Below are 19,023 nucleotides of genomic sequence, written 5' to 3' on the forward strand. Positions count from 1 at the left end.
CCAATTGTTGTTGTATAAAAGAAATATTTATTTGCAGAAACGATGAGAATTTTAGTAACGAACGACGATGGTATCTATAGCCCGGGAATTGCAGCTCTTGCAAAGGTGGCTAAAAAATTTGGGCAAGTGAAGGTGGTGGCACCTGATGTAGAGCAATCTTCTATGGGACATGCTGTCACGCACTCTAGACCTCTGAGCTATAAAAAATCACCAATTGAATTTGGGGATATTGAAGCTTATCGGGTGAATGGTACACCTGCCGATTGTGTCGCAATGGGGACACACCTTTGGAAAGATGTTGATGTGGTGTTATCGGGAATTAATATGGGACCAAATTTAGGGAACTCGATGTGGCATTCGGGCACCTTGGCTGCAGCAAAACAAGCGGTATTATTTGGTATTAAAGGTATTGCGTTAAGTACACCCGTAGGGAAGACTGAACCTGATTTTGAATCTTTGGAATTGTATGTTGAACGCACCTTAGAGTTGCTTTTGCAGGATAAAGAATTGGCGCTCTATAATGTTAATTTTCCACCCAACCCGACTGAAATTATCTGGACCAGACAGTCGGTGCGCTTGTACGATGGAACGATTATACCAGGCACCGATCCCATGGGGCGTAAGCATTATTGGTTTACGGTGTCACCGTTGGAACCTGCAGATGAAGGTACCGATCGATGGGCCATGGAGCATGATATGGTATCCATCACGCCTCTGCGGTTGGACTTGACTGATGAAAGGACTCTTCAAAAGAAATTAAGACGTTAGAATCATAGTTTTTGTTGTCAACCGCTAGGTGATGTAAGGATTGGAATTGAAGTTGAATTAAAAAGATATATTAAATGAAACCTTTAAGAAGAATAATACAGCTTTTGGCCCTCGTCTTACTGTGCATGTCTTGTACAGGAAATAACAGTTCTGAGCCTCTAGCAAAGCAAGACACGATTAACACAAAGTCAAAAGACAGTAAAGGTTTACCTCTAGATAATTTGCATAGAAGCAGAACTTCGGATACTAGCGCCATATCTCCTGTACCAACAAGCGGTGTGCCCTTGGATAATATACATCGTACACCCGATTCAGCTCGGAGAGATACTGAATAACTTAATTTTTATAAATACACCATATTTGGTTAGGATAAACCCTATAAAAAATATATGTTAGAAATAAAGAAGATTCTTTTTGGAGGTGCTCAATGGGATTTCCTTTTGGAGATTGTGGGGAGATCCATCATTATGTTTGTCATGATTTTGGTGATTTTACGGCTTTCAGGGAAGAAAGGTGTTAGGCAATTAACGCTTTTTGAAGTAGCTATCATCCTGAGCCTAGGGTCTGCAGCGGGGGATCCTATGTTTCAAGAAGAGTTACCGGTTATTTATGCGCTTGTCGTCCTTTTTTCAGTTATCGTTATCTACAAATTTGTGACATGGCTATCATCGAAATCTACCTTAATCAATAAAGTGTTAGAAGGGGAGGCTATGGTCGTGGTGCGTGATGGTATGTTTGATTTGAAACATGAACACGATGGTGATTTTTCTAAAATGGAATTTTTCTCCGAATTGCGTAATCAATCCGTCGAGCATCTGGGTCAAGTGCGTGTTGCTGTTTTGGAGGTTGATGGTACGATGAGTATATTGTTTTATGCAGACTCAGATGTAAAGTACGGACTTCCACTTTTCCCCGACCACTATATGCAAGTGCTATCCCATGAGAAGGTTGACACGTTTGCATGTATGTACTGCGGACAGATTGAACCAACCATAATAGAGAATCAAACCTGCAAACGATGCAAAAGAAAAAAGTGGTCCTTGGCTTTGAAAACCAAAAGAGTTTAATAAAAATTTATCAATTTTTATCGGATTGATAGTAAAGCCATCCTTCAAGATGCTTGACTGTTTCGGGTTGAGAAAGGTCGACTAGGGAATGGCCATTCATGGCTAAAGATGGTAAATGTTCGATATTTAAGTGACGTATAGGGTGAAATATGGCATTTTCATTGGGTAGCTCTACATTGCTCTGTAGTGCGATGTACCCTTCTGCACGTATATTGTCTATTAATGTATCTGTAATCGCATTGAGGTAGCGCATCATTTTTCCTATCCATATTCGTTCATTGTCAATCTGATTAGGGTAGTGCTCCTTTGTGAAGTCCAAGATTACTTGCTCGCCTTCTTTTTCCAATCCATCTCTTATCATGCGTAAACCCATGCAGCGTGCTTCTTCTTGATAATGGTCTTCCCCATATTGAAATTTAATCTCACCAGCAGCCAGACTATCTTCAATTCTTGCCCGAAGTGCCATTTGACGATTTCGGAGTTCGTGGGTATAATCATAAGTTTGATTCATAATGTTAGGTTTTTATAATGCGTTTATCATGGTTGTGTCCAGGTATATTGTCCCTTAAATCCCTAATATGATCATGAGCTGCTTTTTGCACCTCAGCATGATAGCGAATGATATCTACGATGTGGTCGGGAAGGTCTGGCGCTTCTTTTAACGCTTCCTGATACGCTTTTTTGGTTGCATCTTCACCACGTTCACATTCCTCCAAAATCCCTTTTCGGTCATGTCCACTTACATGGGCCTTGATATCGAGCCAAAAACGATGTAGCTTACCGGAAATTCGGTTACCTGGGGAAAGCCTTTCCCCATTGATGATTACAATAGGTAATAGTTCGCTATTGAATTGGCGGCTCTGCTCAATGTAATCATGAAAAAGGGTGCGTAAGTCGGTATCTTGTCCTTCCCTTAGTGCTATTATGGCATGGGTATAGCCTGCAATCCTATCATAGTTGGTCTGCATGAGATAATTGATGATGCCCGCTATGGTACTTTCAGTATACATAATATCTTTATTATAAGTAGACTATTATAATAACAAACATCAAGTGTCAAAAGTTTTCTCTGAAGGTTTATTTTAATTCTATCTTCCATTACTAATTTACGTCGACTTAATTTAGAGAACCCATTATCTGAGTTTTCCATCGCCTATAAAAACTTAGCTTATTACTGGTCAAACTGTGATTTGGTATATTTTTTACCTGAACTGTTTTTAAAGTCATTTATATTTGTCATTCTGCTAACATGCTGGCAGGAAATTCTTCTACTATTGGAAAAAAGAGGTGCACGGCAGTTCCGCTTTCCACTTGTGACTCAATCTTGATACTACCACCTAGTCTATCCATGATACGCTTAACTAAAGAAAGTCCGACTCCTGTTCCTTCAATATTGGCCACATTATTCCCTCGTTTAAAAATATCAAAAATATGAGCGATATTTTCTGCAGGTATGCCAATGCCGTTGTCTCTGATGGTATAGCAAACCTGCTCATCTTCAAAATAACTGTCGATATGCAATTGTGGTTGCGGTGCTTGCGTGGAATACTTAATTGCATTTCCAATCAAATTACTGAAAATCTGATAAAGCGCGCTTTTCTCTCCCCATATCGGTAACAATCTACCAAATTGGATATTGCAGGGTACTGATTGGTATAGAATTGAGCTTTCTTTGTAAATCTGCTGTAGGGTATAAGCCATTGGGATTGGATCTTTGATTAAGGCACTGTCCTTATGTTGGCAGAGCAGTACAACATTATTGATGATGTTTTCGATATTTACAGTGCTGGATATGAGGTTTCCATACCATTTTTGCATAGCCTCAGGGCTTAGCGTATTTTTGTTCTGTTGTAAAAACTGGATGCCGATTTTCAATATCGAGAGTGGATTTTTTAGGTCGTGTGAAAGGGTAAAGGTCAACATTTCTAGCTCATTATTCAACGCTAGCAATTGTTCGTTCCAATGTTGTTTCTCTTTGAGCTTACTAACAATGGATTCCTTGAGGATTTGATTGAGATTTAAAACAAAATTTATTTCGATATCATTCCACGGTCTTGCAACATCATTGTATGTGGTTTCTGTAATCGTTAGTGGTGGGGTATCCTGCTCAATTGTACTATTGATATGCAGATTGATCACCTTACTCGCGCTTTCTTTTCGAAACCAGATGAGCACATGGTCATTGAGTAGACCAATCTTGAGGTACATCAGTCCTGCAAATGGTAACTCTCCACTGATTTTAATACCATGATTAAGCCGGAAATTATTATCCTTAAATAAAGACTTATCAGTATGTGCATGGATAAAGGTGATGATTTCATCCAATTGAAATTGTGTCGGGCAAATCCCGTGGAAATAGACATCGCCTTGGTTGTAAATAGCAAATCCATCAGCCTCTACCATGTCTTTCAACGTATCCATATGGTGGATTAGGGTCGAGTTGATGGTTTTGTTTTTAGCAAGGTCGCTCTTTAAATCCTGTTCTGCAGCTTTTAGAAATTCATTACGCTCTAATAGATGTTGCTTGAGATAGCTTTCATATTTACTGGTGGCATTTTGAATAGCAAAAGTACAGAGTTTGCGCTGTTGGAGATCTATCTTTTTCTCTTGTTGATTTTGTGCAATTAAAAGTCCCCAAAATTGACCATCGATATGAATTGGGAATGCTATGGCACAAGTAATTTGTCGCTGTGAGAGAAAAAGTCGATGCAACTCTGGTGCTGGGTAAAATTGGCTCGGAAGGATGTTGACATTGGAGTCAATACTATAAAATGCTTGAACATTATCATTCAAATTGGGGCTATAGCGATAGGAGCACATACTATAATAGGGGACGAGCTCTTTCGGCATTAAAGTTTTAGCATATTCGAATCCCTTATAATAGGATTGTCCATCGCGATTATCTTCGGCGATGACTTGACTGGAACCCGATTCTTGCAATTGCAATACCAAAACATGGTCAAAACGCAGGATACGGTTGATTGCATGGCATACGATATCCCAATTGTAGGTTTGAATGGCGTCCAATAGGAAGCTGAATTCATTGATTTTTTTTGCAGACGTATATTTCTTAAGTTGTTCTTCCCATTCAATAAAGATTTGTTGCCCTTGCATACTTAGTTTTAAGTACGATTTTTTACCTTCTAGTTTGACTACTAAAACTTGCCTTGGAGATTGAAAGTCTCGCATATTTTCGAGCTGGCGGTTTATCTGAGTTATATGTTGACCGAAAAAATCAGCAAAATTAATGGAAAATGCATTTCCGATTACATTTGCTTTATCTTTATGCTTCGAGTGGGCGAGTGCATTTTCGCTAATTCCTATTACTTTGAAATCAAAATCCAATATGATTAAGCTTCCAAATTTCTGAATATAGGTTGAGGTAGCAATTGGTACAGTCGATTTGTTTTCCATATATCGTTTATGATGGTAGTTAGATTAAATTTATAAAATTAAATCCTAATTATAAAATAATAATCTCAGTCGATGTAAATTATATACAAATTAAAGTAACTTGGAAGAAATGTTTTTGTCTGAATCATGGGATAAAACTTAGCTTAACAATGATTTTTAAATGTAAATCGCAATTTGGCATAACTACTTTTAATCGATAACTATTTGTTTTTATTGATGGAGACAAATTATGGCTTCTTTTTCTTGCTTCGGATATTATAATTCTTTCTGACTAATTTACCATCAATATAAGCCGTAAGGTCAAATGAAAACTCGAAAAGAAATACATTGAGATGTCTTACGTATGTAACAGCTAAACTGGAAGCATAGTTTAAGTCCACCTGCTATCTGAGTGGCTTGTGTATATTTCAGTATTTATACTTGCTTTTAATAGTTTAATGCGGTTTATTTTTTCTATTTGAAACAAAGATAGATATGACTCGTTATCTTTTTATAGACTAAAATGAGACGTTATGATGAAAAATTGGAAACAAATATTAACAGCTGGACTTTTACTCACGATCTTGATGGCTGGATGTCAGCAAAAAACAGAAACTACTACTGATAACATAGCGCCTTCTGCTGGAGACGAAACTCGATACAATCTTAGTGAACAACAAGAAATGAGCATGCAAGGTGATACGCTAAAGAATGATTCTACTGCTTTGGACTCGCTTGAATAAATAGTTAGTTTTAAGTAGGAAATCTGAATAATGCATTTATGAAGCTATCACCTACGTATAAGTCGAAATTAATATGCTTATGACAGCTCCGTATTTTTCATCCTACTGAAGTCGGAATGAATGCTTTAAAAGAATTAATAGATTAGTGAATAAATAATTTATTCTAATGAAAAATACAGAAAATCCGCAGACACAGTATCCCAGACCTCCATTTAAAAAACAAACGCAATCTGTTCCTGGTGTTTCAAAGAAAATGGACCCTTTACCTGATCATGGTGAATATTCATATGTAGGGAATCGACTATTGACTGGAAAAGTTTGTTTGATTACTGGGGGAGACTCGGGTATAGGGAAAGCAATAGCTATTGCGATGGCGCGTGAAGGTGCCGATATTGTTATTATTTATTTGGATGAAATCGAGCAAGAGGATGCTGCTGATACCGAAAAGTGGGTTAAGCAGGCTGGAAGAAATGCACTGCTCATCCGTGGAGATATTCGAGATGAATCATTTTGTCAATCTGCGATTTACCATACCTTGGAGACCTTTGGCCGATTGGATGTATTAGTCAATAATGCAGCATACCAGATGAGTTATACTTCCATTATGGATATCTCGGCAACGGAGTGGAATAAAACATTTGAAACAAATGTAAGTGGTATGTTCTATCTATCGAAGCATGCCAAGCCACATCTTCCTCCAGGGGGGAGTATAATCAATACGACTTCTGTAAATGCATATGATCCAAATCCTACTTTGCTACCTTATGCTGCGACTAAAGCTGCTATCCAAAACTTTACTTCGAGTCTAGCCCAGCAATTTTTAGAGGAGGGTTCCGGCATACGCGTCAATGCTGTTGCGCCTGGGCCAGTTTGGACGCCGCTGATTCCGAGCACTATACCTGATCATGAAAATTTCGGTAAAAATACACCAATGGGTAGACCCGGTCAACCTGCTGAAATAGCACCGATATATGTTTTTCTTGCATCTGCTGCGGCATCTTATATCTCAGGGGCAACTATTGCGGCAACTGGTGGACGTGTAACCATCTAAACCAAATGCCTATTGCAATTGACAGCTTGCTTTTGACACATACTATACCATCCTATTTTCAAGATTGCTAGATGCGCTCATTGTATAGGATTTGATTATGCCAGCATGATCGCTGGCATAATGATTAAAAGTTGGTAACTTTTGACCTTACAGGAGCTAAGTTTTTTTAGAATCTGCATGAGTGTATCTTGCAAGATTAATTGTCTTGGTACATTTTTAATTTTTTTTGTAGCATCTTACGTGCAAGGTGGATACGAGATTTGATTGTGCCCTCTGGATAAGTGAAAAATTCTGCTATCTCATGATATTTATACCCCTCGAGATAAAGCCTGAAAATTTCGGCATTCTCCGGCAACAGACTGTCCATAGCTTTTTGTATATCAGCGCCAAGTAGTTTATCTTCCGTAGCATTGTTTTCTGTATTGTTTGAATAATCGGCCATGGCATAATCTTCATAAAGGGCCGTTTGACGCTTTTCATGACGATAATGATTGATATACGTATTTTTCATGATCACGTATAGCCAAGTCATCAGATTGGGGTCATCACTAAAATGATCGATTGATTTTAGGGCTTTTATTAAAGTGTCTTGAATCAGATCTTCTTTTTCATTGTAATCTGATGTAAACTGACTCGCAAAGTGGTTTAGGATTTGTCTTTTCTCATGAAATAAGACATTTAAATCTATATTTTTCATATCCGCCTCCTGGTTATTGGGTATAATATATATATAACGATCGAAATGCTAAAATATTTTGTGCCAGATAGTTGCGAGATAGAAAACAAATCTAACCGAGGGCTATAGATTAATTCGTTGAATTTCCTGTAAAGCTTTGTTATAACGAATAGTTCTTGTTTTTAAGTAGGCTAAATCCTGAAAATAAATGAAAAGCAGAAATAAGGGTGGTTTATCTGCTTGAACGTACTTATATCCGCTTTTGGTCGGTAGGCCTTATGTTTGAAAGCATGTACTCAGGTAGGTTGACTGATTGGTTAAGAATTAATGACCGGAAATTAAATTAAATGCAATTTTCTTGTTTTGAATGTCTTACTAGAATGAATATAAATACCTGCTTGACTCGGGTAAAACACCTAAATATCATTTTTTATGAACCATTTATAGAGATTATCGCTTCTTTTAAAGTAGTATGAATTGTATTTTGTCGTAATAAACGCAATCGATAAAAAATCTTGTACTAAGAATCGTGAAGAAGATATCTTTATTTATGTGGTGAATCTGGTAATAGTAAACTAATCATTTTAAATTTTAAAAAATGGGTAAGTATTTGAAATTGAGTAGCATTGTGCTAGGCACAATTGCCCTATTAGCATTTAAACAGCAAAATTCTGAGAAGGATTTTTTGGGTCAGGCATATCTGTCGAATCATTATGAAATATCAATTGCGCAATTAGCACGAGAAAAATCAAATAATGATGTGATAAATGCCTATGCAGAATTATTGATTGATGATCATCAAAAGATAATACGAGAATTTAAAGATCTTGCTAAAGGTCATAAGATGAAGTTTGTAGATGGTCTTGGTGAAGATCAAAAGAAACATTGGGACATGTTGAATAGTACAGATTCGACTCATTTTAATCAAACCTTCAAAGAATTGGCCATCGCCTCTCATGAACAGACTATCGCCTTGTTTGTTCGGGCATATGAAGATAATGTCATTCAGGATATTCGATTGAAAAATTGGATTTCTAATAGGTTGCCTTTGCTGCGGGCTCAATTGGACCAAGCTAGGGATTTGCGAGTGGATCCTATACTCAATACGGCAGAAGGTATTCCTCCGCATACACGAGGTGGCTCGATTCGTTCAGTTGACCTGGACCTAGATAGGGTCAATGTTCGTGTAATGCTGGAATGATATAGTGGTCGCTGTATTTGGGTTGCTACGAAAAAATGAGTAGCTGCAGGACTATTATTTTTTTCATCAGTAACGTAGCTTGCATGGTAATATAAATTTCAACAATGACTATGTCAGCAGTTGTAGGCATAATCTCAGTACTTGGAAGTTTTAGACTTTAAATGAAACAGTTCGTCCGTGTATTGAACATTTTGGTGGTTGGCTTGTTATATAATTAGAGATTAATGCATAAATAGAGGGATATTATGGCTGATTTATTTGAAGAAAAACACCGTTTGGGTTTAGGTGGTGTAGCAATTGGAACGGGTTTTGAAAAACTCTCCGATGTACAGGCTCAAGAGGTTTTGAAGAAGGCATGGGAATTGGGCATTCGTTATTATGATACATCTCCGTGGTATGGTTTGACAAAAAGCGAAGCTCGCTTTGGCGAATTTTTAAAAGAACAAAAACGAATGGATTATCTGATTTCGTCCAAAATTGGTAGATTATTTACACCAGTTATTCCGGAAGCAGTGCCACCAACTATGTGGAAAGATCCTTTTCCTTTTGACTTTAAACACGATTATACAGCAGATGCTACCAAGCACTCGATAGAGGATAGTCTTTTACGTATGGATGTGGACCATCTCGATATTGTCTTTGTTCATGACTTATCTGAAGAGCAAGTAGGTGATCGTTATGACTATTATTTTAAGCAGGCAGAAAAGGGTGCTTTTAAAGTATTGTCGGATTACCGAGCGCAAGGAATCATCAAAGGATGGGGGATGGGAGTTAATACAATAGAACCGATCTTGGATTGTCTGGAAGTGGCGGACCCTGACATATGTTTATCAGCGACGCAATACTCCATTCTTCAGCATGAGGATGCCGTGGACCGTCTTTTGCCAGCCGTTAAGTCTAGGGGTATCAAATTGGTATCTGGTGCTGCTTATAATTCAGGTTTTGTATGTGGTAGGGGTCGTTATAATTATAAAGAGGTGATTCCGAAGGGAATGATTGAAAAAAGGGATAGGATTGCGCAGGTTGGGGCACGCCACGGGGTGGATATTATCGCAATAGCGTTACAGTTTGTATTAGCTGTGGAAGCCTTTGTGTCTGTTATACCTGGGGCAAGTACCGCTAAGCAAGTGGAGGATAATGTGAATGGACTCCACAAAGATATACCTGCTCAATTGTGGCAGGAACTGAAAGAAGAAGGGTTGATTTATAAAGATGCCCCTGTGCCATTGAACTAGAACCTCGCATGATGATGTAAAAATGCCTTCATGAGAAATTGGGGCATTTTTTTTGCTATCATAGTAAAGAGCTGGAAGCATGCAGATTCTCGATAGGTTGATGGATGTACTACTACCAGTCCAAGATGAAGACTTTTATCAGCTGTATTGCTTCTAAAACCGGTAGGGAGTAGATGTGCTATTAAAAATATATTAATAAGGTGTATTATAAGTGTTTTGCTTATGAAAAAATGAATGCTACTGTGGCCTGTAAACTTTTCGATGCAAGACGGGTACTAAGGGGTTTCTTTATAGCCTTACAAACAATGAAAATAATTAATTAAAATGAATATACAGGTGTACTTATGGATTGTGCTGTCTTCTTTTCTGAGTATGCCTGCTGTTTCTCAGCAGGGAACTACTGAAGAGTCGATGCTACGTAACATTGTATTCATGCGAACGGAGGGATTGATCATGACACAGTTCATGGAGAAGTATTCTAAAGACAAAAAGATATTGATGCTCTGTAATAGTGCTAAAGACTATTATGAAAAAACTCAACCTACATTGCTTGAAGTGGTCAAAGGAAAATCGTTGGATTTGGATAAAGGTCAATTTGAACAAATTTGGAAAGCCGCGCAGAAAAGTTTTGAGACCTACGATGTGAAAAATCAGGCTATATGGAATAGCCTATATGAAGAACACGTACAGGCCAGTATTCGAGCCTATATGATGCTTCTACAGGAAAGAGAATGGCCAGATGTAACTTATTTTGCCCTAGAAGCATTACCTGGATTGATAAATCTACAAGAAGAATTTACAAAACTTAAGTTAAAGTAATTGATTAAACATGAAACAATAAAATGTTAAATTTTAGTTAGTTACATTAAATATCACTTCATTGACATCATTATTTTACCGTTCATAAACTTATGCCCCAATTTAGGGGCATAAGTGATATGCTTATAAAAAAGTTGGATTATCCAACTTAACAGAGATGCGGTAGGCCGCATTGACCAAACCAACATGGCTATAGGCTTGAGGGAAATTTCCCCATTGACTTCCATCTTGTTCATCGACATCTTCACTGAACAACATAAGGTGATTGCCGAAGGTGAGCAATTGCTTGAATGTTTCTTGAGCTTCTTCAATCCGCCCTACACATGCCAAAGCTTCCACATACCAGAATGCACATACCAAGAAGGTAGATTTAGGTTTTCCGAAATCATCTTTGTGCAAGTAACGATAAAACAGACCGTTTTCACCTTTGAGCTCTTTCTCCAATGCTTCTAGATGCAATTTTGCTTTCTCGCTTGCTGGATCTAAATAATTCATCATAATCAGTTGCAGCGTTGAGGCATCTAGGTTTTTGTTTTTAGTTGCCGTACTATATACAGCTCGTTCGGGATCATAGCAATCTTCGATATGATGACTGGCCTGTACTCTTAAGCGTTGTGCCTGAATTTTCATATCTTCAAAACCATATTGCTCTGCAATTTTCAGGGCTGCTGTAGCACCGGCCCATTGAAATAGGTTGGAATAACAGTGTCGATTTTCAAAATTTCTGAATTCCCATATCCCGGCATCAAATTCATCAATGGTACTTTCAATCTTGTTTAAGATAAAGCTGGTCCATGATTTGGCAAGTCCCATATTTTGATGTCGGAAGCGATGATCGGTAAACATCGGAAGTAGGGCAATCAGAGCCTGCCCATATACATCGTTTTGGATATGTTCAAAAGCTTGATTACCTAAACGGATGGGCTTGTTGCCCATATAGCCATCAAGATGATCCAGAGTAGACTCGGTCAAGTCGTGTTCACCCATTATGCCATAAAGTGGTTGTAATCTCCCGCGGTCGGTCTGGGTGATATTGGCAATATAAGAAGCGTATTTTTCCATTTCTTCGAATTGGCCAATATGGCTCAGAGCAGTCAGCACGTAGTAGCTGTCGCGTAACCAACAATAACGATAATCCCAATTGCGTCCGCTGCCGGGATGTTCCGGCAGGCTTGTGGTGCTTGCAGCAATCAATGCGCCAGTATCTTCGTATTGATGTAGCTTGAGTACTAGTGCCGAGCGGATAACCTCTTTTTGATAGAAAGAAGGCATCGAGGCATTCTTGACCCAACGTTGCCAATAGGCCGTGGTACGGCTTAAGAAATCTTCAACGGTGCGTTCGATTGGAGCTTCAAATGGGCTGCCAAAAGTCATTACCAAATAGATGGGGCTACTGAGTACATGGGGGATATCATCGAAAAAATGACTGACAGGCATATTGGTTGCCAAGCGGATTTTGATGTCTTCTTGCTCGAACTGGATATGGTTACTACCTCGGTTTTTGCTGAAATCTTGTTTCCCATAAGCATACTTTGGAGTACACCGGACATGGATTTTGGGTCGACCTTGCAGGGGTTCGACCTTACGGATCAACATCAGAGGTTTGTAATAGCGCTCGTATTGTTCAAAGCGAGGAGCAAAATCAGTGATGCGGTAACTTCCTTCTGCTGTCGTCAGTGTGGTGCAAAGGATATTGGTGTTTTCGATATAATGTTGTTCGCTGTGAGTCAATTCTGAAGTGGGGAGAATGGAAAATTCTCCCCCCTTTTCTTTATCCAATAGACCCCCGAAGACAAATGAATCTTCAAATGTGGGCCAACAGAGCCACGTAATATTGCTATTTGCATTGACGTGAGCGATGTAAGAACAATTACCTATAATGCCACTATTGTATTTATGCTTCTTTGGTTTCGTCATGGGTATTTATTTTGGTTTCATGTTTCACAGTGTCGTTCTGTTGCTGCGAATTTTTATTATATGCAAAATATTCAATCAGTTGTATTGCTTCTTGTTGACTGTCCACATAAAATTGTGCAGCTGATTTTTTGTTACCTACCTTGATTGTTATGGCGGTGGAGGGAAGTTCTAAGAACATGTCTTCGTCTGTAGCATCATCACCTATGGCAAATATAAAGTCGGGCTTATAGCTATTGACGATATCCATGGCTGCTTTACCTTTATTAAGTTCACTGTTTTTTACTTCGATGACCTTATCGCCCATTAGTAGTTGTAAACCATGCTGTTGTACGAGGTAGCGCAAACTTTCTACGAGCTCCAATGCGCGTAATTGACCTAATCCATGTTGCGCTTTACGGTAATGCCAAGCAAGGGAGTACGATTTTTCTTCTATGACACAACCTGCGGTATTGTTAGCGAACTTACTCATAATGTGTTTAACTGGAATTTTCCATCGCGTGGATAGAATAGCACCACTTTGCCATTTATGAGTCGGATAATTGCTCCAAGCACCGTGTTCTGCAACTAGGAAGTAGCGTTCATTGGCAAACCAACTGTCTAGCGTTTCATGTGGTCTACCACTGATGATGACGACCTGACTAGCATCATCTTCCTGTAACATGTTGAGCGTGTCGTATAGAGAACGAGTCGGTATTGCGGCAGCAGCGTCATTTTGGAATCCAATCAAAGTACCGTCGTAATCTAGAAAGAACAACCTGCGTTTGGCTCGATTGTATTGGTCGAGTATCGACTCCTTTGTCTGTGTATTGATTCTACGAGCCATTTCATTTTGTTGGAAGACCTTAATTTCCCTTAGGCGATTGAAAAATAGCCTGACCCAATGGCGGACGTTGAACTTTTTAACGATGTCGATGCTGTCCTGGAGTCTTCTGCGCTGTTCTGTTACGGGCATATGCAATGCTTGATAGATTGCTGCGGTTACCTGGTCGGTGGCATTGGGATTGATCTGAATAGCTTGTGTCAACTCTTTTGCTGCACCTGCCAATTCACTTAATATCAGTACGCCATTGCTATTTTCTTTGCTCGCAATATACTCTTTACATACCAGATTCATTCCATCTCTCAAGGAGGTGATCAGACAGATATCTGCAGCTACGTAGAGAGCAGACAGCTCTTCTAACGGATATGAATTGTAGAAGTAGGCAATTGGTGTCCATTCATTGCTTCCATATATGGCATTGATATGGCCAACAGTACGATCTATTTCATCTAGCAACTGTTTATATTGTGCAACATGATCTCTCGACGGTACCACGATCATGTACAGAAGCACTTGTTCTTTTAGCTCTGGATAGGTCAACAAGAGATTTTCATAGGCCAACAAGCGCTCAAGTATCCCTTTGCTGTAGTCTAAACGATCTATGCTTAGGATAATTTTTTGATCTTTATAGTAATCTTTTATTTCTTGGGCCCTAGCTTGGATAGGTTTACTATTGGCGAGTTGTGCGAATTTGTCATAATCGATACCCATTGGATATACTTCAGTAAAGATACTTCGTCCCCCAGCATGTAGACAATTGTTGTAGACGTTGAGTCCGAGAATGTGTGAGCAGGAGTTGAGGAAGTGTTGGGTATCGTTGAAGGTATGAAAACCAATTAGATCGGCTCCCAATAAACCATTTAATAATTCGTTGCGCCATGGGATACTTCTAAAGACTTCATCATTGGGAAAGGGGATGTGTTGGAAATATCCGATGGCGATACTGGGATAGGACTTTCGGACCATTTGAGGTAGGAGCATCAGCTGGTAGTCATGTATCCAGACCTCGTCTTTCTCCTGGACGTTCTGTCGTGCGATAACAGAGCAGAATTTTTCGTTGACGCTAATGTATGTCTCCCAATCTGTCGTGCGGTATACCGCATAGGAGGGGCGGTAGTGAAAGACGGGCCAAAGAACTTCATTGGAAAATCCTTCGTAGTAACCTTTTAACTCCTCTTCTGTCAAGAATACAGGTATCAGATTGAATTCGGCTAGTCGGGTAGTTATGATTTCTTCTTCCGCTGTATCTAAGGGAATGATTCCTGGCCAACCGATCCAAATGTTTTCATCACTCTTGTAGACGGATCCTAGACCTGTTGCAAGGCCGCCTTCACTGGAAATAAATACGAGTTCGTTGTCTTGACGCTCAATGCGTATAGGTAATCTATTGGAAACGATAATCGTTCTCTTCTTATACATATGTAATTTATTTTTGGTATTCGATTAGATAATAAGTTGGAGGATTGATTTTTTATAGTCAAACTGTTCTTTTTTAGTGTACGTCCAAGTGACGAGTATGTCCTCCATTGGACATGAATATTTTTTTTGCTGCATATAGGTATTTTTATATTGAGTGTTTTATCTTCCGAAAGGGACTGGCGGTAAGATGCATTTCCGTTGATTTGCTATCCAAATAAATGATAAAACAAGCTTTTATTTTAATCATTAATATTGTCTTCATATCGGCAAAAGATGGGAGTTGGATACTTCGCTTTAATATAGGCAGATTTCCACCCATGGGCTTTTGCGCTATTTGATATATTTTGATTGTATTTTCTTCGATATGGCTTAATGTACACATTTTCGATGAGTAAAAAGAATCTAATCGTCCCCACATAGAATATGAATATTTTAATAATTATTGATTATAAGCATGTTATGCATTTACTGGGCTCTAGTGAGTTTAAACTGGGAGTGTCACAAAATATCAGCACCAAAATTTTTATTCTTCCAAATATCTCGCCGTTTAATTACGAAACAGAATAAGCAGTACATCATCAAACTATCATCACCTCATCCCTAAATGAAACAATCCTAGGCCTAAAATGTTTATATTATGTAAACAAAAGGAATGAAGCTATGGAATATAATAAAACTAATAAAGCCGATTCCTCAAAGGAAGAGGTGCCAAAAGAAAAACATGATGTCGGCGATGATAAGCCTGCTGCAAGGACTGTACCTTGGACCATGTGGGTAGCCGTTATTCTTCTCGTAATTTTCTTGATTTATATGTGGAAGCGATAATGGTTACTTTTCAATAAAATACACACCATCATGTAATTTAGACAATTGTATTTAACTTTTGTCGATCATGACGGTGTGTTTGTAAATAGAAAATCTAAACTTTTGACTAAATCGAAACTATATAACCATAATCTGCATAAGTACTATAATGTTGCTCGAGCTGCAGCAATACAATCGTCGGCATATTTTAGAATCAAATTTTTATCATTCTCAGTAATTTTATTTTCGAGTAATGCTTTGGAGACATCTGCTCTATCCTCTACAATATCTTTTTCAGTATCGATGATATCGTCGGTATCGCGCGCATTAATACGGTCAATAATAGATTTACCTAAGTCGGAGCAAAGCTCTTTTGCTTTGTGATTGGATAAAGTAGGCATATTTATTTTAGTAATCGCTTCATTTGCGGCCGCCATATTGGAATAGATGATCGTTTCCATGTCTTTACTCGAAAGCTTACTTGAAGCTTGATTTGCATCTTCTGCTGCTGATAGGGCTTTTTCTTCTGTTTTTTTCATCTCCTGTTTAGCCTTTTCTTGTGGCGTATTATTGCAAGCATATAGCATACAGCCTGATAGAGCCACGGATAGTAAGGTTAATTTTCTCATAGTAATGGTTGTTTATGGGTTAACAATTTAAAATCAATTAAGCTTTGCAGCTCTCACTGTTGCAAGAGTCTGCTGAACATCCTAGAAATGAAAATAAACTATTCTTTGATTTTCCAGATTGACAGCAATGCCACATGAGGTAAAGGCCTATTGCCCCACCAATCCATAGCAGATTTTTGTTGCATTTTGCTTTTTTGGGTTTCTGGTATGCTTCGGTACTATAACGATGGGGGGAAGTGCCACTGCTTTCGTTTACTTTCTCAAATTCGTCTTTCAATTTCGTATTTTTCATGATATCATTCCTTTGGTAAACTTAATTTGTTCTTAAAAAACAAATCAGGTTGGAAAAGGTTTTCAGGAATCAAAAATTGGTATCTTTCTTTTTAGATATCGTTTTTGAATAAAATTCTTTATATTTAAGAAGGTATGTATGGTGTCGCAAATGACTGCAGGACGAATGCTTTATCCAAATTGTATCGATAAATAGATTAGGCAACTTATTGGTGGAGTTTTCTTTTCGAAGTATTAATATACTAACATATTTTTTGAAATTCAATTATATTTTAAGTTGTTAATTGTCAGTTGTAAAATGTGATTATATGATGTTTTTGTTTAAATGTAAAAAGTGTTTTTTTAATTTAAATTTTGTGTTGATTTTATCGCTTGTATCTTATGTGGGTATGGCTCAAATAAAAGGACCACAATTGGTGATGGATGAGATGGGAAAGCAAGAGAGTTTCGATAAATTAATTGAATACGCTTTGGATAAGGATTATTTTATTCAGGCGATGGACTCTAAACGTGGATTTGTACAAATTAAGGTAATCCAAAAGGGTAAAGGTATATTTGGAAGAGATCGACGATTGTTGGTCAACTATCTGATTGATGAAACGAAAAAAGATCAGGCGCGTATCCGCGTGCAAATCAATGAGGAAATTATTGAACTTGCAGCTGACGGTAGCAAACATTATGATGATTTAGGACGTGCAATTAAGGAGAAGCTCTATGTGACCTATTTGGAAGAGTTATTGCTTTTTTACGAGAAGGTAAAATAGTTTGTGAATGGTGAAAAAAGCTGTTGTTGTATGCCGTATGGCATTCAATAAAAGATTACTGATCATGATTTCGGTCAGGCTGATGTTGCCGCTCACATTGACGCTGCTTTGGACCGTTAACTGTAGACTAATATCTTTTTGCTCCATATGTTCTTGTAACGTTTCTACACTCTGTAGACTGTTCTTGCGCAAGGTAGGCAGCGATGCTTTTGGCTAGTTCGTCCTCGTCTTCTATGATCAGGATTTTTATGATGCTCATATAGTGAAGGATAAAATGACCTAGTTTTGCGATGCAATGCCAAGGTTTGTTAAAGCTTTTTGGATAACCATTGCTCGATTTCTTGATAAACCTGGGCTTTTATGGGCTCGTTGAGCAGCTCATGCCGCATTTTGGGGTAAAGATGGTACTGCACATCTAAATTGCCATGGTCAGTGAGGTCCTTTACTGTTTGTATTACACCTTTGCCAAAATTGCCAATGGGATCTTGCTCTCCGCTTTCCAATAGAAATGGGATATTGGTGGGAATTCCTTTGGTCCAATTGGGACCGCTGCCGCGGTTGGCAACATAGGCAGTAGCATAAAAAGCATTATTAGAAAAGGGAATGCCGCAGAGGTCATCTGCTAGAAAATGATCACGATTGTCTTTGGCAAGGCTCAACCAATTGGTGTTTTGTTGATTAGGTTCGTCCTTGAATTTTCGGTTATTAACTATAGAGAATGTTTTGTTGAACAATGTAAACTTCCTTTGGGGCAATACTTTATTTAACAGTGAAAGTAGTTTTTCGCCTATAAGGGCGGCACTATTCATTGTACCTGTTCCTATAAGTACCACGCCAAGAAATAATTCACCTATTTCCTGTAACACACAACGGGTAATGAAGGAGCCCATTGAATGCCCGATGATAAAATGGGGTAGATTAGGGTACATTTGCGCGACGAGGTGAGCCATCTCTATGGCATCATCAACCAAGCGCTGTCCTGGGTTTTCGGTTTGGATAAAGCCAAGGAAAGACTTATTCTTAACTGAACGCCCATGACCAAGATGATCGTAGGTCATAACGATATATCCTTTAGTTGAAAGGTATCTTGCAAAATTATCATAACGACCGCTGTGTTCCTGCATACCATGTAAGAGCAAAACAGTTGCTTTTGCTTCTTCTAAAGCTGGATAATATAGCGTTCTGAATATATCATGTGTATTACCTTTTGGGTCTGTGATCTCGTAGAAACCTGATTCTGGATTTACCATTTTACATGCATTAGGATTGTTTCTAATTTAACTATTTTCTTTGTCAATATGTTTTCAAATTTTGAATTTTTACTTATTGCAGATAACGGTTACTTTGGAGTGTCTAAGTATGTCAGACTTCTTGGTTCTAGAAGTATTGATGTAACCCTGCTTTAAACAGGTTAGTGCATTCTAGC

19 protein-coding genes are annotated in these 19,023 nt (G+C 38.4%); 10 read left to right on the forward strand and 9 right to left on the reverse strand.

Annotated elements, in window-relative coordinates:
- The first annotated feature begins 42 nt into the window (after positions 1-42).
- The 3 genes from surE (at position 43) to ACFX5U_RS09825 (ending at position 1,835) form a co-directional block, all read left to right on the forward strand.
- Positions 43-768 (forward strand): 5'/3'-nucleotidase SurE, encoded by a 726-nt coding sequence (surE, locus tag ACFX5U_RS09815; protein ID WP_038698093.1) that lies wholly within the window; start codon positions 43-45, stop codon positions 766-768.
- Between the two features lie 74 nt (positions 769-842).
- Positions 843-1,103, forward strand: coding sequence for a hypothetical protein (locus tag ACFX5U_RS09820; RefSeq protein WP_400263322.1), 261 nt, complete (start codon positions 843-845; stop codon positions 1,101-1,103).
- 54 nt (positions 1,104-1,157) lie between these two features.
- Positions 1,158-1,835: a DUF421 domain-containing protein gene (locus ACFX5U_RS09825; RefSeq protein WP_400263323.1), complete on the forward strand. Its 678-nt coding sequence runs from the start codon at positions 1,158-1,160 to the stop codon at positions 1,833-1,835.
- Positions 1,836-1,845: 10 nt separating this feature from the next.
- On the opposite strand, the gene ACFX5U_RS09830 is transcribed toward ACFX5U_RS09825, so the two are convergent.
- The 3 genes from ACFX5U_RS09830 to ACFX5U_RS09840 all read right to left on the reverse strand — a co-directional run bounded on the left by ACFX5U_RS09830 (position 1,846) and on the right by ACFX5U_RS09840 (position 5,249).
- Positions 1,846-2,346: a hypothetical protein gene (locus ACFX5U_RS09830; protein ID WP_400263324.1), complete on the reverse strand. Its 501-nt coding sequence runs from the start codon at positions 2,344-2,346 to the stop codon at positions 1,846-1,848.
- 4 nt (positions 2,347-2,350) lie between these two features.
- On the reverse strand, positions 2,351-2,845 hold the full coding sequence (locus ACFX5U_RS09835; RefSeq protein ID WP_400263325.1) for a PA2169 family four-helix-bundle protein: 495 nt from the start codon (positions 2,843-2,845) through the stop codon (positions 2,351-2,353).
- A 226-nt stretch (positions 2,846-3,071) separates the two neighbouring features.
- Positions 3,072-5,249, reverse strand: coding sequence for an ATP-binding protein (locus ACFX5U_RS09840; protein ID WP_280568214.1), 2,178 nt, complete (start codon positions 5,247-5,249; stop codon positions 3,072-3,074).
- Between the two features lie 512 nt (positions 5,250-5,761).
- On the opposite strand from ACFX5U_RS09840, the gene ACFX5U_RS09845 reads away from it, so the two are divergent.
- Positions 5,762-5,971: a hypothetical protein gene (locus ACFX5U_RS09845; protein WP_280568211.1), complete on the forward strand. Its 210-nt coding sequence runs from the start codon at positions 5,762-5,764 to the stop codon at positions 5,969-5,971.
- 166 nt (positions 5,972-6,137) lie between these two features.
- Entirely contained in the window at positions 6,138-7,022 is an 885-nt protein-coding gene (locus ACFX5U_RS09850) for an SDR family oxidoreductase (protein ID WP_400263326.1), read from the forward strand.
- A gap of 196 nt (positions 7,023-7,218) precedes the next feature.
- On the opposite strand, the gene ACFX5U_RS09855 is transcribed toward ACFX5U_RS09850, so the two are convergent.
- The gene (locus ACFX5U_RS09855) at positions 7,219-7,719 is read right to left on the reverse strand and encodes an RNA polymerase sigma factor (RefSeq protein WP_280568205.1); all 501 of its coding nucleotides are present in this window, start codon (positions 7,717-7,719) and stop codon (positions 7,219-7,221) included.
- A gap of 577 nt (positions 7,720-8,296) precedes the next feature.
- On the opposite strand from ACFX5U_RS09855, the gene ACFX5U_RS09860 reads away from it, so the two are divergent.
- The 3 genes from ACFX5U_RS09860 (at position 8,297) to ACFX5U_RS09870 (ending at position 10,953) form a co-directional block, all read left to right on the forward strand.
- Positions 8,297-8,899, forward strand: coding sequence for a DUF4142 domain-containing protein (locus ACFX5U_RS09860; protein WP_400263327.1), 603 nt, complete (start codon positions 8,297-8,299; stop codon positions 8,897-8,899).
- 245 nt (positions 8,900-9,144) lie between these two features.
- A complete protein-coding gene (locus tag ACFX5U_RS09865) occupies positions 9,145-10,134 on the forward strand; it encodes an aldo/keto reductase (RefSeq protein WP_400263328.1) in 990 nt (329 codons plus the stop codon).
- Between the two features lie 324 nt (positions 10,135-10,458).
- The gene (locus tag ACFX5U_RS09870) at positions 10,459-10,953 is read left to right on the forward strand and encodes a hypothetical protein (RefSeq protein WP_038698111.1); all 495 of its coding nucleotides are present in this window, start codon (positions 10,459-10,461) and stop codon (positions 10,951-10,953) included.
- A gap of 123 nt (positions 10,954-11,076) precedes the next feature.
- Here ACFX5U_RS09870 and ACFX5U_RS09875 read toward each other — a convergent pair whose 3' ends face one another.
- A complete protein-coding gene (locus ACFX5U_RS09875) occupies positions 11,077-12,870 on the reverse strand; it encodes a glycoside hydrolase family 15 protein (protein ID WP_280568193.1) in 1,794 nt (597 codons plus the stop codon).
- A complete protein-coding gene (locus ACFX5U_RS09880) occupies positions 12,848-15,109 on the reverse strand; it encodes a bifunctional alpha,alpha-trehalose-phosphate synthase (UDP-forming)/trehalose-phosphatase (RefSeq protein WP_400263329.1) in 2,262 nt (753 codons plus the stop codon). Before ACFX5U_RS09880 ends, ACFX5U_RS09875 begins: the two co-directional genes overlap by 23 nt.
- 660 nt (positions 15,110-15,769) lie before the next feature.
- Between ACFX5U_RS09880 and ACFX5U_RS09885 the strand changes: the two genes are divergently transcribed.
- Positions 15,770-15,934 (forward strand): hypothetical protein, encoded by a 165-nt coding sequence (locus tag ACFX5U_RS09885; RefSeq protein WP_280568189.1) that lies wholly within the window; start codon positions 15,770-15,772, stop codon positions 15,932-15,934.
- Positions 15,935-16,077: 143 nt separating this feature from the next.
- Here the strand turns inward: ACFX5U_RS09885 and ACFX5U_RS09890 are convergent, their stop codons facing one another.
- Together ACFX5U_RS09890 and ACFX5U_RS09895 are read right to left on the reverse strand one after the other, a co-directional pair.
- A complete protein-coding gene (locus tag ACFX5U_RS09890; protein WP_038698117.1) occupies positions 16,078-16,542 on the reverse strand; it encodes a hypothetical protein in 465 nt (154 codons plus the stop codon).
- A 37-nt stretch (positions 16,543-16,579) separates the two neighbouring features.
- Positions 16,580-16,834, reverse strand: a complete 255-nt coding sequence (locus ACFX5U_RS09895; RefSeq protein ID WP_038698119.1) for a hypothetical protein — start codon at positions 16,832-16,834, stop codon at positions 16,580-16,582.
- Between the two features lie 355 nt (positions 16,835-17,189).
- Between ACFX5U_RS09895 and ACFX5U_RS09900 the strand changes: the two genes are divergently transcribed.
- Positions 17,190-17,597: a hypothetical protein gene (locus ACFX5U_RS09900; RefSeq protein ID WP_400263330.1), complete on the forward strand. Its 408-nt coding sequence runs from the start codon at positions 17,190-17,192 to the stop codon at positions 17,595-17,597.
- Between the two features lie 308 nt (positions 17,598-17,905).
- Here ACFX5U_RS09900 and ACFX5U_RS09905 read toward each other — a convergent pair whose 3' ends face one another.
- Positions 17,906-18,847, reverse strand: a complete 942-nt coding sequence (locus ACFX5U_RS09905) for an alpha/beta fold hydrolase (protein WP_400263331.1) — start codon at positions 18,845-18,847, stop codon at positions 17,906-17,908.
- Positions 18,848-19,023 lie beyond the last annotated feature (176 nt).

It is taken from the genome of Sphingobacterium sp. SG20118, from assembly GCF_044740685.1.
In the GTDB taxonomy this organism is placed as follows: domain Bacteria; phylum Bacteroidota; class Bacteroidia; order Sphingobacteriales; family Sphingobacteriaceae; genus Sphingobacterium.

What these genes read in the sequence shown, in the direction of transcription:
- ACFX5U_RS09820 (WP_400263322.1), top strand. Translation starts at nt 843, where the DNA reads ATGAAACCTTTAAGAAGAATAATACAGCTTTTGGCCCTCGTCTTACTG.
- ACFX5U_RS09905 (WP_400263331.1), bottom strand. Translation starts at nt 18,847, where the DNA reads ATGGTAAATCCAGAATCAGGTTTCTACGAGATCACAGACCCAAAAGGT.
- ACFX5U_RS09860 (WP_400263327.1), top strand. Translation starts at nt 8,297, where the DNA reads ATGGGTAAGTATTTGAAATTGAGTAGCATTGTGCTAGGCACAATTGCC.
- ACFX5U_RS09845 (WP_280568211.1), top strand. Translation starts at nt 5,762, where the DNA reads ATGATGAAAAATTGGAAACAAATATTAACAGCTGGACTTTTACTCACG.
- ACFX5U_RS09875 (WP_280568193.1), bottom strand. Translation starts at nt 12,870, where the DNA reads ATGACGAAACCAAAGAAGCATAAATACAATAGTGGCATTATAGGTAAT.
- ACFX5U_RS09895 (WP_038698119.1), bottom strand. Translation starts at nt 16,834, where the DNA reads ATGAAAAATACGAAATTGAAAGACGAATTTGAGAAAGTAAACGAAAGC.
- ACFX5U_RS09835 (WP_400263325.1), bottom strand. Translation starts at nt 2,845, where the DNA reads ATGTATACTGAAAGTACCATAGCGGGCATCATCAATTATCTCATGCAG.
- ACFX5U_RS09830 (WP_400263324.1), bottom strand. Translation starts at nt 2,346, where the DNA reads ATGAATCAAACTTATGATTATACCCACGAACTCCGAAATCGTCAAATG.
- ACFX5U_RS09840 (WP_280568214.1), bottom strand. Translation starts at nt 5,249, where the DNA reads ATGGAAAACAAATCGACTGTACCAATTGCTACCTCAACCTATATTCAG.
- ACFX5U_RS09890 (WP_038698117.1), bottom strand. Translation starts at nt 16,542, where the DNA reads ATGAGAAAATTAACCTTACTATCCGTGGCTCTATCAGGCTGTATGCTA.
- ACFX5U_RS09825 (WP_400263323.1), top strand. Translation starts at nt 1,158, where the DNA reads ATGTTAGAAATAAAGAAGATTCTTTTTGGAGGTGCTCAATGGGATTTC.
- ACFX5U_RS09865 (WP_400263328.1), top strand. Translation starts at nt 9,145, where the DNA reads ATGGCTGATTTATTTGAAGAAAAACACCGTTTGGGTTTAGGTGGTGTA.
- ACFX5U_RS09855 (WP_280568205.1), bottom strand. Translation starts at nt 7,719, where the DNA reads ATGAAAAATATAGATTTAAATGTCTTATTTCATGAGAAAAGACAAATC.
- ACFX5U_RS09850 (WP_400263326.1), top strand. Translation starts at nt 6,138, where the DNA reads ATGAAAAATACAGAAAATCCGCAGACACAGTATCCCAGACCTCCATTT.
- ACFX5U_RS09885 (WP_280568189.1), top strand. Translation starts at nt 15,770, where the DNA reads ATGGAATATAATAAAACTAATAAAGCCGATTCCTCAAAGGAAGAGGTG.
- surE (WP_038698093.1), top strand. Translation starts at nt 43, where the DNA reads ATGAGAATTTTAGTAACGAACGACGATGGTATCTATAGCCCGGGAATT.
- ACFX5U_RS09870 (WP_038698111.1), top strand. Translation starts at nt 10,459, where the DNA reads ATGAATATACAGGTGTACTTATGGATTGTGCTGTCTTCTTTTCTGAGT.
- ACFX5U_RS09880 (WP_400263329.1), bottom strand. Translation starts at nt 15,109, where the DNA reads ATGTATAAGAAGAGAACGATTATCGTTTCCAATAGATTACCTATACGC.